Below are 15,323 nucleotides of genomic sequence, written 5' to 3' on the forward strand. Positions count from 1 at the left end.
ACCAAAAAAGGAGCACCCCCAAATTGTCGAAAAGAGTCAGTGATCAAACCGATTCTATGACTAGAGGAATACTCCCGGATAAACATACAAAATACTAAATCGCTAATTCCAAAATTTCTGCAACGTCCATTGTTTTAATATCGTCTTCCACTTCCAATGCTTTTGTTCCATCCCCGAGCATTGTTAAGCAATAAGGGCAGCCGCTGGAAATGGTTGAACTTTTTGTCGCAATCGCCTGTTCGGTTCGTGTAACGTTGATGCGGCTTCCTGTATGTTCCTCCATCCACATCAACCCTCCGCCAGCACCGCAGCACATCGCATTTTCACGGTTTCGCTCCATTTCAATCAGTTTAACGCCCGGGATGGATTTCAAAATTTCCCTTGGCGGATCATACACTTCGTTGTAGCGGCCTAAATAACAGGAATCATGGAATGTGATCGTCTCATGCACTGCATTTTTCGGTACGAGTTTGCCATCTTTCACGAGTTCCGCAAGCAACTCTGTATGGTGGAACACTTCAGCTTCCAAACCGAAGTCTGGATACTCATTTTTGAAGATGTTGTACGCATGCGGGTCGATCGTGACGATTTTCTTTACGCCATTCTTCTCGAATTCTTCGATGTTTTGCGCAGCTAATTCTTGGAAAAGAAACTCATTTCCTAGGCGTCTAGGTGTATCGCCCGAGTTTTTTTCTTTATTGCCTAAAATCGCAAAACTTACGCCGGCTTCATTGAGCAGTTTCGCAAAAGATAAAGCGATTTTTTGACTCCGATTATCGAAGGATCCCATTGAACCGACCCAAAATAAATAGTCAAATTCCTCTCCTTGCTTTTTTAACTCTTTGACAGTCGAAATATGGACATCTTCGCGTAATTTGCGCCAACTTTCCCGTTCTTTGCGGTTCAGACCCCATGGATTTCCTTGACGTTCGATATTTTGTATCGCGCGCTGTGCATCTCCGTCCATTTTGCCTTCGGTTAAGACAAGGAAACGGCGAAGATCGATGATTTTGTCGACGTGTTCATTGGCTACCGGACATTGGTCTTCACAGTTACGGCAAGTGGTACAAGCCCAAATTTCTTCTTCTGTGATGACATCACCGATTAACTTAGGCAGTTCAATTGTGGCCACTGATTCTGTTGCTGCTAATCCAGCCATTGCTAATGAAGGCGTTGCGGAGGAATCGAAGATGGAACGAGGTAGCCATGGACTACGGGATGTGACAACGGCACCTTTTTCTGTCAAATGGTCCCTCATCTTCACGATTAAGTTCATCGGGGATAGAGCTTTTCCAGTTGCGGATGCAGGACACATATTCGTACACCGTCCACATTCCGCACAGGCATACAGATCGATCAACTGCGACTGTGTAAAATCCTCGATTTTCCCGACACCGAAGACTTCTGCTTCTTCATCTTCGAAATCGATTTTCTTCAGCTTTCCGGGGGCTCCCGTCTTCTTAAAAAAGAGATTAACTAAAGCGAATAACTCATGCGCTTGTTTGGATTGCGGTACAAACACCATGAATGAAAAGACAGACACCATATGGACCCACCAAAAGAGATAAAACAAAACGGTGCCGACTGTCGTGCCAATTCCTGAAAATGCCGCCGTAATCATGCTCGAAAATGGCGCATACACAAAATCAGGTGCATGCCCGAACATCACACGTTCAAAGCCCAGCGATAGTAAAATTGATAGTGTCAATGTGAACAGGGCAATGATGACAAACACGGCCTTGCGATCCCGTTTCCATTGCAGTCTGTTCAGCTTCTCGATATAGCGACGGTAAAAAGCATAAATCACCGCACACATCATGAGAAAAGTGGTCCACTCCTGTAAGAGACTGAAGTATTTATGTGTAGTCCCGAAAGGAAATTCATACCCATCCAAAAATCCCTTGATAATCAATTCAATTAGTCCGATTTGGATGATAAAGAATCCATAAAACAAGACCAAATGCATAATTCCGCTTTTCTTATCTTTAAATAATTTTCGCTGTCCAAATCCATTAACAAGCACAGTGTTGATCCGCTCTTTCAGATTTGGTTCAAATTCCGCTTTTTTGCCAAGCTTCACGAATAAATAACGGGTGTAAACAAGATTGACGAATAAATACATTGCATACCCCGTCAAAGCAAGGAAAGCTAGTAAATTCAAAAGCGATAGCATTCTGTTTCCCCTCCTCCGTGAATTCCAATTAATTCGCTTCAGCACTTGGCGGATGCCTCTCGCGATAAGCCAAGCAGAAAACCACTGCTAGGCTTATCGCTTCGACTACCGCTCAAAAGGTGACTTCGCTAGTCAATATTCTAGTTCGTTCCTTCAATGATTATAGTCTGCACTTATACCGAAACGAGGGATTTCTTGATTTCTTCTGTTAATAAAGGAACAACTTCAAATAAGTCTCCTACAATGCCATAATCGGCGACTTGAAAAATATTCGCTTCAGGGTCTTTATTAATCGCAACAATGACTTTGGAATTGGACATTCCAGCCAAATGTTGAATGGCTCCCGAAATTCCACAAGCGATATATAAATCAGGCGTGACGACCTTTCCAGTCTGACCGATTTGAAGGGAATAATCACAGTAATCGGCATCACATGCGCCACGGGAAGCACCGACTGCCCCGCCCAATGTGTTCGCCAAATCCTGTAAAACCTTAAACCCATTTGCGCTTTTCACACCTCGACCACCAGCCACAATCACTTTCGCTTCAGATAAATCAACACCTTCTGAAGTTTTTCGTACAATCTCTTTAATGATTGTACGAAGATCTTTGATTTCAGCATTGAACGAACTTACTTCACCAGTCCGTGTCCCGTCCTTTTCAAGTGCTGCAATATTGTTAGGGCGAATGGTTGCAAATACAATGCCATCCGGAATGCTATTCTTTTCAAATGCTTTCCCTGAGTAAATAGGGCGGGTAAATACTACTTGATCTCCCGTTACTTCAACAGCAGTCGCATCTGAAATTAATCCCGATTCCATTTTCGCGGCTACTTTTGGGGCAAGATCTTTCCCAAGAGCTGTATGCCCCATGATGATCCCTTCAGGTTTTTCAGTGTCTAAGATTTGTAGAATGGCTTGTCCAAAGCCATCCGATGTATACGTTTTCAATTTTTCATCTTCCACTAAAATGACACGATCTGCGCCATATGCGATTATCTCCTGTGCAAAGTCAGAAGCTCGATCACTTAGCAACACACCGACGACTTCACCGCCTTCAGCAACTGTTTTTGCAGCAGCGATCGCTTCAAATGACACATTGCGAAGCGCACCTTCACGAATTTCACCTAGCACTAACACTTTTCTAGCCATCGTAATTCCTCTCCCTTATATGACTTTCGCTTCTGTACGAAGTAACGTGAATAGTTCTTTCACTTGCGTTTCAAGCTCGCCTTCCAGAATTTTGCCCGCTTCCTTTTTAGGTGGTAGATACACTTCAATAGTCTTGGATTTCGGGGCGATATCTTCTTTATCCAGATTCAAATCATCCAATTCCAATTCTTCCAGCGGCTTTTTCTTTGCTTTCATAATCCCGGGTAACGACGGATAACGCGGCTCATTTAATCCTTGTTGTGCTGTTACAAGTAATGGGAGCGAAGTTTCAATCGTTTCGCTATCCCCTTCCACATCCCGTTCGATAACAGCCGTTTTACCATCGACCATTATTTTCGTAATCGTGGTTACGTAAGGGATATCCAATAGTTCAGCCAGACGCGGGCCGACTTGCCCTGAGCTTTTATCGATCGAGACATTACCTCCTAAAATGATGTCAAATGCTTTTCCTTTGAAATAGTGTGCTAAAATTTTAGAAGTGGTAAACGGATCGCTTTCTTCAATATCATCTTCCAGATTGATTAAGACAGCTTGGTCACATCCCATCGCAAGAGCCGTCCTCAGTTGTTTCTCTGCCTCTTCATTGCCGATCGTCAGTACTGTGACAGTTCCTCCATGTTGATCTTTTAATAGAATGGCTTCTTCAATTGCATATTCATCATACGGATTGATGATGAATTCTGCCCCTCCCTCATCAATACTTCCATTCGATAACGTTATTTTTTCCTCGGTATCAAATGTTCTTTTTAAAAGGACATAGATGTTCATGGATCATTCCTCCTCATTTTCGATGGAATTTCGAGAAATAGTACTTCAATCATTTTTAAGATAAAGAGTAATTTTTCTGCACCGGATCTCCGATAATGCGCTTAATTTTCAGCTCTTCAATCTGTTCAGGAGAGAACCCTAGCTGATCTAGAATCTCTTCTGTATGTTCGCCGAGTAAAGGAGGATATTTTTGTAGACTGGCTGGTGTATCCGATAGTTTCACTGGGAACCCTGGTATTTTTAAATTCGGGACTGTTGGATGCTCGACTTCCAAAATCATCTCCCTTGCCTTTACTTGGGGGTGATTGACTACTTGATCGATGGTATGAATTGGTCCACATGGCACTCCAACCGCATCCAGTGTATCAAATATCTCCTCGCTTTCTAATTTCGCAAGCCTTTCACTAATCATTGGAATTAAAATGGCTCGATTGCTCACCCTAGCGTCATTCGTTACAAATCTCGAATCTTCGAGCAAGTTCTCCCACCCCATGGCACGGCAGCATTTTTCCCAAAGCCCGTTATTCGCCACAGCTAAAATGATATCCGTATCCTTAGCTGAAAATGCCTGATAGGGTACTAGGGTGGGATGGGCCGACCCCATACGACCAGCGGGTTTGCCTGTCGCAAAGTATCCAGTTGCCATATGGTTTAACAAAGAGATTTGGCCATCCAATAAGCTAACATCGATAAATTGACCCTTCTCCGTCTTATCCCTTGCGATAAGGGCGGTCAAAATGCCATAAACGGCATACATCCCCGTCGTTAAATCCACAATTGACATGCCGGCTTTGGCCGGTGTCCGATCTGCTTCTCCCGTAATACTCATCAAACCCCCATACCCTTGCAAGAGCAGATCATAGCCCGCCCGATTTTTCTCAGGTCCGGTACGACCAAAACCGGAGATTGAACAATAGATAAGACGTGGATTCAGTTCCTTTAACTGTTCATAACCAAGACCGAGCTTATCCAATGCACCCGTACGGAAATTTTCAATGAGAACATCCGCTTCCTTCGCCAGCTTATAAACGATTTCCCTGCCCTCATCTGTTTTCAAGTCGATGGTGATACTCCGCTTATTTCGGTTGGAAGATAAAAAGTAACAGCTTTCCCCGTTCCAAGCTGGTGGAGTAAATTGCCTTGACTCATCCCCTTTTCCAGGTTGCTCGACCTTCACGATATCCGCACCCATGTCCCCCAACAGCATGCTACTATAAGGACCTGCCAAAGTTCGAGACAAATCCAACACTTTAATACCATCCAATGCTTGCATCATGCCAACCCCTTTCTCCGTTCCTCTTTAATATTAGGTATACTGGCGCTTCAATTCAGCTGCGATGATATTCTTTTGGATTTGGCTTGTTCCCTCATAGATCGTTGTAATTCTTGCATCGCGGTAGTATCTTTCAATCGGGTATTCCTTAATGTATCCGATGCCACCATGGACTTGAATCGCCAAATCCGCTACACGATTATAAACTTCAGATCCGAACAACTTGGCAATGGATGCATCCTTCACTACACGTTGATTCTGATCGGTCATCCATGCCACCCGATAAGTGATCGAACGAAGCACTTCAATTTCAGTCGCCATATCGGCGATCATATGTTGAACAGCTTGTTGCTCAAAAATCGGCTTGCCGAATTGTTCCCTTTCAAGTGCATACTTGATAGAATGATCCAGCAGTTTTTCACAGGAACCCAGATTTCTTGCTGCCAGGCCTGCACGACCATTGGCGAGGATTTTTAGCGCATTGACATAACCCAATCCTTCTTCACCAAGAACATTTTCTGCTGGAACCTCCATATCTTCAAAGAATAGCTCCGCTGAATGGGATCCCCTCAGCCCCATTTTGTCTTCTACTTTTCCTAATTTGAATCCCGGGAAATCTTTTTCTACAATAAAAGATGTGATTCCTTTTGCTCCTTTTTCTGGATCAGTTACAGCCATAACAGTAAAGACATGTGCATCTACAGCATTTGTAATGTAGTGTTTAGAACCGTTTATAATGTATTTTTCTCCTTTTTTTACAGCTGTCGTTTTTAGATTTGCTGCATTGGAGCCTGCGCTTGGCTCTGTTAGGGCAAAAGCGCCTATCCATTCACCTGATGCCATTTTCGGCAAATATTTTTTCTTCTGTTCATCGTTTCCTAACTCTACAATTCCTACTGAACCAATACCGGTGTGTGCGCCAATTAGCGTTGTGTACCCATTATGTGTTTTTCCAATTTCTTCGTAAATTGCACACTTCCCAACCATATCCAGACCTAGCCCGCCGTACTCTTCCGGAATACTAAGACCAAACAATCCCAGTTCTTTTGTCATTTCCATAATGTGTGCAGGAATCTCATTTTTCTCTTCGATTTCCATCGCCACAGGTTCGACTTCTTCCAAAATAAATTTGCGAACTACCTTTCTTAATTCCTCGATCTCTTCTGATAATTCAAAATTCACTTTTTCTCTTCCCCTCTCATTTTTTATCTTTTAATTTCATTCGTCAAATTCCATCTCAATTTGTATAATCATAGAACCCTTTGCCTGATTTCTTCCCTAATCTGCCTGCCTTCACGTATTTAACAAGAATAGGTGAAGGTCTATATTTCTCCCCTAATGTTTGATAGAGGTATTCCATATTCCTCAACCGAGAATCCAGCCCAACAAGATCTGCCAATTCAAGCGGTCCCATCGGATGGTTCAATCCAAGTTTCATCGCCTTATCAATGTCAGCTGCTGAAGCAACACCTTCCACAAGCATATTCATCGCTTCATTCCCGATTAGACAATTCATCCTGCTTGTCACGAAGCCTGGAAACTCATTAACTTCAACGCACTCTTTTCCCATTTTCTTCCCGACTTCCATTACTTTAGCTACGGTTTCGTCGGAAGTATCCAAGCCTCGAATCACTTCAATGAGCTTCATTTTGTGTACCGGATTAAAAAAATGCATCGCAATGCATTGATCCGATCGTTTCGTTTGAGCTGCAATTTCAGTCGGACTCATCGTTGATGTATTCGTTGCCAAAATGGTATGTGTTGGACAAGCGTCGTCCAGCTTTTTAAACATTTCAATTTTAACTTCCATTAACTCAAATACAGCTTCCACAACTAAGTCTGATTCTTTTACAGCTTCATTGAAATCAGTAGAATAAGAAATTTGAGTGAGTGCTCGTTCTACTTCCTCTGTTTGCAAAAATCCCTTTTTAGCACTCCCCCTCATTATTTCTTCAATATACTGCTGCGCTTTCTTTACATTTTCTTCACTCACATCATTCAGAACAACGTTAAACCCGCCAAGTGCTGCTGCATAGGCGATTCCCCTCCCCATTGTTCCTGCTCCAATAACACTAATGTTCTTCACTTTTCATCACCTCTTCTAAAAGTCTTTCTTTGACAAATACAAAATAGTTTCGTACGATTATCGTACAACGAATTTATTATTCGTACAATTTATGATAACTATAATGGAGGTCTTTTAATTTGTCAAACTCAAATATAAATTCTGAAAATAAAAGAGGAGATTCAGGGGATTTTCTGAAAACACTTGAACGCGGATTAGTGGTTATAAAATCTTTCCAAGATTGTGCCAGTTTAACAATTAGCGAAGCAGCTGTACGTAGCGGATTATCGCGTCCAGTCACGCGACGAGTATTGTTGACATTAGAAAACCTTGGATATGCTCATTTAAACGAAGGTAGATTTTCGCTTACCTCGAAAATCCTTTCATTGGGGTACGCTTATCTTTCTTCACATAACATCTGGGAAATTGCACAACCATTTCTTGAACAATTATCAAAAAACGTAAAAGAGTCCAGCTCTCTTGTCATCTTAGATCACACAGATGTCGTCTATGCTGCGCGTGTTTCTGTGAATAAAATTATGAATTATTCCTTGGATGTTGGATCCCGTTTGCCAGCTCACGCGACTTCACCAGGATTAGTTCTCCTCGCCCACCTTCCTGACGACAAATTAGATTCTTATTTTGAACAAGCGGAACTGGAGGCTCTAACAGAAAAAACAATTACTTCCGAAACACAAATTCGAGAAGAGCTAAAGAAAATCCGTGAAAACGGCTGGGCTTTGAGTAGCGATCAATTAGAATTGGGACTAATCTCCATTTCAGCTCCAGTGAGGGATATACGAGGAGAAGTCGTTGCCGCGGTGAATTGCCCGACGCATTCCGGAAGAGTCGCTATTGAGCAAGTGATTCAGGAATATCTCCCATTCGTCTTAGATGCAGCAGAACAGATCAGCCACAATATTGAGTTTGAAATTATTCATTGAATCAAAAAATCCTACGTCCTAGCACTTTAACTCAAGTTGCAATAGACATAGGATTCTTTTTTATTCTCATGTTAATTTTCCAATGGAAGTAAGAGATTTTGCATTTTCGGTATTGAAACGCCCTTCCCACTTGGCTATCACAATAGTAGCTAAGGTATTTCCCAATACTTTTACAACTGTACGCCCCATATCAAGAAGTCTGTCAATACCATCGATAAATGCAATACCTTTAAGCGGGATACCGACCGGTCCAAACGTAGCCAATAGTACGACAAAAGTAATACCCGGTACACCCGCAATTCCGTTTGACGTAATCATTAACACGAGTACGAATGTTATTTGCTCTGTCATACTTAGGTCAATCCCATATAATTATGCAATAAAAAAGGCGGCAAGCGCTTGGTATACTGTCGATCCGCCCAAATTAAAAGAATAGCCCGTCGGAATTACAAATGAAACACTCTCTCTCGGAGAGCCCATCTTCTCCATTTTCTCCACAAGTTTGGGTAAAACAGTTTCCGAGCTGTATGTAGAATAGGCTAAAAACAGTTCATCTTTCAAATATTTCATAATCGAAAAGATACTTGAGCCAACCAACTTCGCAAGCCCACCAAGTACAACGACAACAATGAAGACCATTTTCACATAGAACAGAATGACTAACTTACCAAGTGGTATCAATGATTCAAGACCAAATTTTTAAACCGCTACACCGATTAAAGCAAACACACCTATGGGCGCAAACCTCATCATAAAATTGATCTCATAGAACATCACTTCCGAAGCAACTTGGAAAAATGAAATGACAGGCTTGCCCCTTTCACCGATGGATGCAAGTCCCAATCCGAACAACACACATGCACCCGGTATTGGATATTCGGTTCTAAGTTATTTTGTTGAAAAATGGTTAGCGGTTCTTTAGTTCTCCCTCGTCCAAAAGAATATAAGGTTCATTTGTTAAGTCTTCAAAGGAAACGGTGTGGTGTGGTAGCTAAAGGATGGTCCGTCGGCAATACAGCAAGCATTTCATCTTCTTGGAGTAGGATTGCCGTCAGATTCGATACAGCGGTTGTATTGATAAAGCCAAAATCTACACGTCCTTCTTTAATCCAATTTGAAATCGCTGTATACTCACCTTGGTGCAATTCAAATTGCACAGCGTGATATTGTTCCTTAAAATCTTTCATCAGCCCCGGCAACCAATTGCACGAAACACTCGAAAACGTTCCAATCCGGATAAGTCGGAACCGCTATCGTTGTCGGTGCTGGTTTACTGAATGCATTAAGGCTGACAAATAAAAAATAAACGAAGTCAAAATTGTTGTTAACGGCGTAGGCGCCGCGGGTGTTGCCAGTTCCGCTAGCCAATCCTGTGCCGGAAATTTCACCGGAAAAGGCTAAGACATTCGGCGTTCGTTTCTTTGCAACCGGTCGTTCTCTGGGCATAGGTCTCATCGACGTGCAGAACGTTTTTCAACGTAATCCATACTTTCAATCGTTCATAGCAAGAAAGCACCTCCTATAAATTGATGTATTTATCGTACCAGGAGGTGCTTCATGTTTATATGCGTTGTTTGATTACGGGCTTACCATCCACTTTTAAAGAATATACAAATATCCTGTTCATATACATCAATAGCTTTATTAGGTGCAAAACAAAAAGAAAAACCCAAGAAATATTGTACACACTAAATGAGTGAACAATATTTCTTGGGTACGCACTTCATCCATTAACCTAAATAACATTTTTGGGGCAAATGAAACGCAATGATATTGCTACTCATAGTCGAAATCTTTACGGGATTCGGTAGAAACTTGCAGGCTATATTCCAGCGATTATACGAGTGGATATTTATTAGTTTGTAAAAGGACTAGTGAATTATAACAGACCGTTTTAGTTTTGAAAAAACATTTCAAAAAGTATCGAACTCCGCAGCATAAGTTGAACAATTCACTATAATTGTAAAAATAATGGTACTTTGTATACTTTAAAAGTACACATATTTTTACTTCCCGAATGAATTTTCAAACTCTTCCGCCATCCCAGGATTTTCTTTTTTCCACTTTTCTGTTTCTTCATCAAGCAGGTCTACCATTTTCTTTGCTCCATCACTCTTCTTTGCAAAATTGGCCCATGTCGTTTCCTTGTGTAACTCACGAATTTCTTCATAGGCTACTTTCGTCATATTAATTATTTCTATATCATTTTCTTGCGCATAAATATAAGCCTCTTCTGTTAACTTCTTAGAACCAGCCAATCCTTCATTCTCCATTTCGAGAGCAGTGTCAATAATAATTTTCTGAAGATCCTCCGGAAGCTTATCCATTGTCTTTTGACTCATTGCAACTACTCCTAGAGCTGGGCTAATTGTTGCAGGCTTAGTAATATAGTCAACCACTTCGGCTAATTTATAATCTTCTAACGAATAAAAAGGGAATTGAATACCATCCAGCGTTCCCCGTAACAAGGCTTCATATTGCTCAGCATACGGAATTGTAGCAACCCCAATACCTGTTTGTTTATAAAAATCAGCCATTAAATCGCTAGTCAAGTTCATTGTCAGTCCTTTTAAATCACTTACATTTTTAATCGGTTTGTTAGACATAAGTCCTGTAGCGCTTCCTGGCCAGTAACTTAACACTTTAACACCATAATTCTCCATCGCCTCTTCATACTGCTTTCCAATTTCTGTTTCACGCATTATATATAATGAGTGTTCTTCATTTATATTCCAATAAGGTAATGCAGTGAAACTCCCTTCCGGAATTTTATCTCCCCAAGCAGTAGGCGTAATGTTTTGAAGATCGATTGTCCCTTTTGCAAGAGCGTCTAACGATTCGACTTGTCCTGCCAATTGGTTACTATAAAAAATATCAATTTTTACTCGTCCATTCGATCTTTCCTCTACCAATCTAACAAATTCTTCTGTTGCTTTCGCCTTCGCATGCCATTCTTCTATTGAAGGAGGAAATGCACTGTTATACTTTAACGTGAATGTTTCTTCTGAACTTGCTTGCTTGCTACCCCCATCACATGCTGCTAATAACAAAATAATTGATACAATAAGAAATAATCCCTTAAACTTCTTCATTATTTAACCATCCTCTATATTCTTACTCTCCAAAAGACTTTTCGAATTCCTTCACCATCTCTGGATTTTCCTTTTTCCACTTTTCTGTTTCTCCATCGAGTAATTCTACCATCTTCTTTGTTCTGTCATTCTTTGCTGCAAAATTAACCCATGTCGTTGTCTTATGTAGCTGCCGCATTTCTTCATAGGCTTCTTTCGTCATATTTATAATATCCACATCATTTTCTTGCGCATATATCAAGGACTCTTCTGTTAATCTCTTGGAAGCAGCTACTCCTTCGTTCTCCATCTCGATAGCGGTATCTATAATAATTTTCTGAAGATCTTCCGGAAGCTTATCCATTGTCTTTTGACTCATTGCAACGATTCCCAGAGCTGGGCTAATTGTTGCTGGCTTAGTAATATAGTCTATAACTTCACCTAATTTATAATCTTCTAAAGAGGAGAATGGGAATTGAATACCATCAAGCGTACCCCTTAACAAGCCTTCATATTGCTCGGCATACGGAATTGTAGCAACCCCTATCCCTGCTTTTTTATAAAAATCAGCCAATAAGTCGCCACTCAAGTTCATTGTCAATCCTTTTAAATCACTTACACTTCTAATAGGTTTATTAGACATAAATCCAGTAGCACTTGCTGGCCAATAACTTAACATTTTAACGCCATACTTCTCCATCTCTTCTTCATATAGCTTTCCAATTTCTGTTTCACGCATTATATATAATGAATGTTCTTCATTTATATTCCAATAAGGTAATGCAGTGAAACTCCCTTCTGGAATCTTATCTCCCCAAGCAACAGGCGTAATATTTTGAAGATCGATCGTCCCTTTTGCAAGGGCGTCTAACGATTCGACTTGTCCCGCCAATTGGTTACTATAAAAAATATCAATTTTTATTCGTCCTTCTGATCTTTCCTCTACCAATCTAGCAAATTCTTCTGTTGCTTTCGCCTTCGCATGCCATTCTTGTGATGATGGAAGAAATGCACTATTGTACTTTAACGTAAATGTTTCTTCTGAACTTGCTTCCTTGCCATCTGCACTACATGCCGCTAATAAGAAAACAAATGATACAATAAAGAGTAATCCCTTAAAGTTCTTCATTAAAGTAACCCCCTTGTATTTTTCGTTTACCATGGATAAAAGATGAGGAAATGCTTATATTCAGTTGTAAACAATTTCATGTTGAACAATGATTTTCACCAAAGCTCCAACGGAGACATTCGACTCACTTCTATATTTCGATATTTCAAAAACTTTCTCTATTTCTCCAACCATCGCAGGAGAAAGGACTACGTTTAAGTACACTAATAACTTAGTAACATTAGCCACTTCCAGCAGTTACTCATTATCTATATAATCGTAGCCAAAAGTCACATTATTTAACTATTCCCTACGGTTTTACCCTCCAAAAGACTTTTCGAATTCCTCCACCATCTCCGGATTTTCCTTTTTCCACTTTTCTGTTTCTCCATCGAGTAATTCTACCATTTTCTTTGTCCTGTCATTCTTTTCTGTAAACTTAACCCATGTCGTTGTCTTATGTAGCTCCCGCATTTCTTCATAGGCTTCTTTCGTCATATTTATGATTTCTATACCATTTTCTTGCGCATATACATAAGCCTCTTCTGTTAATCTCTTAGAACCAGCCACGCCTTCATTTTCCATTTCAATAGCCGTATCGATAATAATTTTCTGAAGATCCTCTGGAAGTCTGTCCATCGTCTTTTGACTCATCGCAACAAGTCCCAGGGCTGGGCTAATTGTGGCAGGCTTAGTAATATAATCTACAACTTCAGCCAATTTATAGTCTTCTAAAGAATAAAAAGGGAATTGAATACCATCCAGTGTCCCCCGTAACAAGGCTTCATATTGCTCAGCATACGGAATTGTAGCAACCCCAACGCCTGCTTTTTTATAAAAATCGGCCACTAAGTCGCTAGTCAAGTTCATAGTAAGTCCTTTTAGATCACTTACACTTCTAATCGGTTTATTAGACATAAGTCCAGTAGCGCTAGTTGGCCAATAACTTAACACTTTAACGCCATAATTCTCCATTGCCTCTTCATACAGCTCTCCAATTTCTGTTTCACGCATGATATATAAGGAATGTTCTTCATTTAGATTCCAATACGGTAATGCAGCGAACCCACCCTCTGGAATCTTATCTCCCCAAGCAGAAGGCGTAAGATTTTGAAAATCGATTGTCCCTTTTGCAAGAGCGTCCAACGATTCGACTTGACCTGCCAATTGGTTACTATAAAAAATATCAATTTTTACTCGTCCATTAGATCTTTGCTCTACTAATTCAGCAAATTCTTCTGTCGCCTTCGCCTTCGCGTGCCACTCTTGTGTTGAAGGAGGTAATGCACTGTTGTACTTTAACGTGAATGTTTCTTCCGAACTTGCTTCCTTGCCATCTCCACTACATGCCGCTAATAAGAAAACTAGTGATACAATAAAGAGTACTCCCTTAAAGTTCTTCATTAAAGTAACCCCCTCGTATTTTTCGTTTACTACGGATAAAAAGAGATGAGGAAACGCTTACATTCACTCTTAAATAATTTCGACACCAAAATCTGTTGAACTGATGACTTTTATCTAATCTCCAGCGCAGACGCTTAGATCGCCTGGCTTATCGCCATAGATCTCCCCAAGCGTCATGCGTTGTTGACAAGATTACCAACCCAATTCTTCCGCCACTTTCTCACGATGTTCACTAGGAGAACCTAGGTAGTTTTCTAATGCTCTTGCTCTCTTCAGGAATAAATGACAATCAAATTCCCATGTAAAGCCCAAACCACCATGATTCTGAATATTATCCCCCGATACTTTGACGTAGGATTCAGAAGTATATGATTTGGCAAGCGATACCGCTTCTATCATTTCTTCCGGTCTATTTTCAACTGCCCAAGCCGCATAATAAGTTAAAGAACGCGAACCTTCCAAAGCTAATTTCATATCAACGATACGATGTTTAATCGCTTGAAATCTTCCAATCGGTTGTCCAAACTGCATACGCGTATTTCCGTGTTCTGTTGACATTTCGACAACCTTTTCTATTCCTCCAACCATCGTAGAACAAAGAGCTGCGTTTAAGTAAACTAATCCCTCTTGCAATATTCCCCAGGCAATATTTTTTGTTCCCAACAGCTGCTCCTTAGCGATATGAACATGATCAAAAGTCACATTACATACATTTCTAGTTTCATCAAGATTTTTTAAGCGTTCAATTTTCCATTCTACGTCCTCGCGATCTACCAGCAACAAGGAAATACCATACTCCCCATGGCCTCCTCCTGTTCTGACTGGAACAATGAGTGTATCCGCGACATCTGCATTAGGAACAAGGAGTTTCTTCCCTGTAACGATATACCCTTCATCAACTTCCTTTGCTTCCAATTGGATAGTGGCAGGATGAAAGTCTATACTTTCTTCAAGTAAGGCGATTGATATCTTTCTTTTCCCCGCTGCAATTTCCGATAAATACTTCTGCTTTTGCTCTGGAGTTCCATATGCTTCTAATAACGGAGTTGCAAAGGCCATCGTTTCTGCGTAAGGACCTGGAAGCACGGCCCGACCAATCTCTTCTAGTACAGGAACTAGTGTGAGTGCTCCCATTCCAAGACCACCGTATTGCTCTGATATATTAATCCCTAAATAACCAAGTTCCCCTAGTTCCGTCCATAATTCGGTTAGGATACCCTCCTCGCCTTCCGTATATCGACGGGAAAGATTTAAATCTCCTTTAGACGTTATTAACTGACGTGCAGAAGATTGAAATGTTTGTTGTTCTTCATTTAGCAAAAAGTCCATCTTTTCATCCCCCGTA

Annotated in this window: 13 protein-coding genes, 1 pseudogene and 1 riboswitch; of the genes and pseudogenes, 1 reads left to right on the forward strand and 13 read right to left on the reverse strand. The window is 40.8% G+C overall.

The features are described 5' to 3' along the window. Positions 1-94: 94 nt before the first annotated feature. From ACFPRA_RS02160 to ACFPRA_RS02185, 6 genes are all read right to left on the reverse strand, one after another. On the reverse strand, positions 95-2,173 hold the full coding sequence (locus ACFPRA_RS02160) for a (Fe-S)-binding protein (protein WP_381430069.1): 2,079 nt from the start codon (positions 2,171-2,173) through the stop codon (positions 95-97). 173 nt (positions 2,174-2,346) lie between these two features. Beyond that, complete coding sequence (locus tag ACFPRA_RS02165; protein WP_381430072.1) at positions 2,347-3,324, reverse strand: electron transfer flavoprotein subunit alpha/FixB family protein; 978 nt, start codon at positions 3,322-3,324, stop codon at positions 2,347-2,349. A gap of 15 nt (positions 3,325-3,339) precedes the next feature. Then, entirely contained in the window at positions 3,340-4,113 is a 774-nt protein-coding gene (locus ACFPRA_RS02170) for an electron transfer flavoprotein subunit beta/FixA family protein (RefSeq protein WP_381430075.1), read from the reverse strand. Between the two features lie 55 nt (positions 4,114-4,168). Beyond that, positions 4,169-5,386: a CaiB/BaiF CoA transferase family protein gene (locus ACFPRA_RS02175; protein ID WP_381430078.1), complete on the reverse strand. Its 1,218-nt coding sequence runs from the start codon at positions 5,384-5,386 to the stop codon at positions 4,169-4,171. Between the two features lie 33 nt (positions 5,387-5,419). Further along, positions 5,420-6,568: an acyl-CoA dehydrogenase family protein gene (locus tag ACFPRA_RS02180; protein WP_381430080.1), complete on the reverse strand. Its 1,149-nt coding sequence runs from the start codon at positions 6,566-6,568 to the stop codon at positions 5,420-5,422. A 55-nt stretch (positions 6,569-6,623) separates the two neighbouring features. Beyond that, positions 6,624-7,472, reverse strand: coding sequence for a 3-hydroxyacyl-CoA dehydrogenase family protein (locus ACFPRA_RS02185; protein WP_381430083.1), 849 nt, complete (start codon positions 7,470-7,472; stop codon positions 6,624-6,626). 119 nt (positions 7,473-7,591) lie between these two features. On the opposite strand from ACFPRA_RS02185, the gene ACFPRA_RS02190 reads away from it, so the two are divergent. After that, positions 7,592-8,395 carry an IclR family transcriptional regulator domain-containing protein gene (locus ACFPRA_RS02190; RefSeq protein ID WP_381430086.1) on the forward strand — a complete coding sequence of 268 codons (804 nt, stop codon included), beginning with the start codon at positions 7,592-7,594 and terminating at the stop codon, positions 8,393-8,395. A 66-nt stretch (positions 8,396-8,461) separates the two neighbouring features. Here the strand turns inward: ACFPRA_RS02190 and ACFPRA_RS02195 are convergent. The 7 genes and pseudogenes from ACFPRA_RS02195 to ACFPRA_RS02225 form a co-directional block, all read right to left on the reverse strand. After that, positions 8,462-9,250: pseudogene (locus ACFPRA_RS02195) on the reverse strand (cation:dicarboxylate symporter family transporter); the annotation flags it as partial. A gap of 110 nt (positions 9,251-9,360) precedes the next feature. Next, a complete protein-coding gene (locus ACFPRA_RS02200) occupies positions 9,361-9,582 on the reverse strand; it encodes a LysR family transcriptional regulator substrate-binding protein (protein WP_381430088.1) in 222 nt (73 codons plus the stop codon). Beyond that, positions 9,569-9,841, reverse strand: a complete 273-nt coding sequence (locus ACFPRA_RS02205; protein WP_381430090.1) for a hypothetical protein — start codon at positions 9,839-9,841, stop codon at positions 9,569-9,571. The genes ACFPRA_RS02200 and ACFPRA_RS02205 overlap by 14 nt, the downstream gene beginning before the upstream one ends. Before the next feature lie 317 nt (positions 9,842-10,158). Next, positions 10,159-10,259, reverse strand: a riboswitch (purine riboswitch). A 142-nt stretch (positions 10,260-10,401) separates the two neighbouring features. Further along, positions 10,402-11,487 (reverse strand): TRAP transporter substrate-binding protein, encoded by a 1,086-nt coding sequence (locus ACFPRA_RS02210; RefSeq protein ID WP_381430093.1) that lies wholly within the window; start codon positions 11,485-11,487, stop codon positions 10,402-10,404. A 22-nt stretch (positions 11,488-11,509) separates the two neighbouring features. Beyond that, positions 11,510-12,595 (reverse strand): TRAP transporter substrate-binding protein, encoded by a 1,086-nt coding sequence (locus ACFPRA_RS02215; RefSeq protein WP_381430096.1) that lies wholly within the window; start codon positions 12,593-12,595, stop codon positions 11,510-11,512. 297 nt (positions 12,596-12,892) lie between these two features. Next, entirely contained in the window at positions 12,893-13,978 is a 1,086-nt protein-coding gene (locus tag ACFPRA_RS02220) for a TRAP transporter substrate-binding protein (RefSeq protein ID WP_381430098.1), read from the reverse strand. Positions 13,979-14,170: 192 nt separating this feature from the next. After that, positions 14,171-15,307, reverse strand: a complete 1,137-nt coding sequence (locus tag ACFPRA_RS02225) for an acyl-CoA dehydrogenase family protein (RefSeq protein ID WP_381430100.1) — start codon at positions 15,305-15,307, stop codon at positions 14,171-14,173. Between the last annotated feature and the right edge of the window lie 16 nt (positions 15,308-15,323).

Source organism: Sporosarcina soli (assembly GCF_042655805.1).
Taxonomy (GTDB): domain Bacteria; phylum Bacillota; class Bacilli; order Bacillales_A; family Planococcaceae; genus Sporosarcina; species Sporosarcina soli.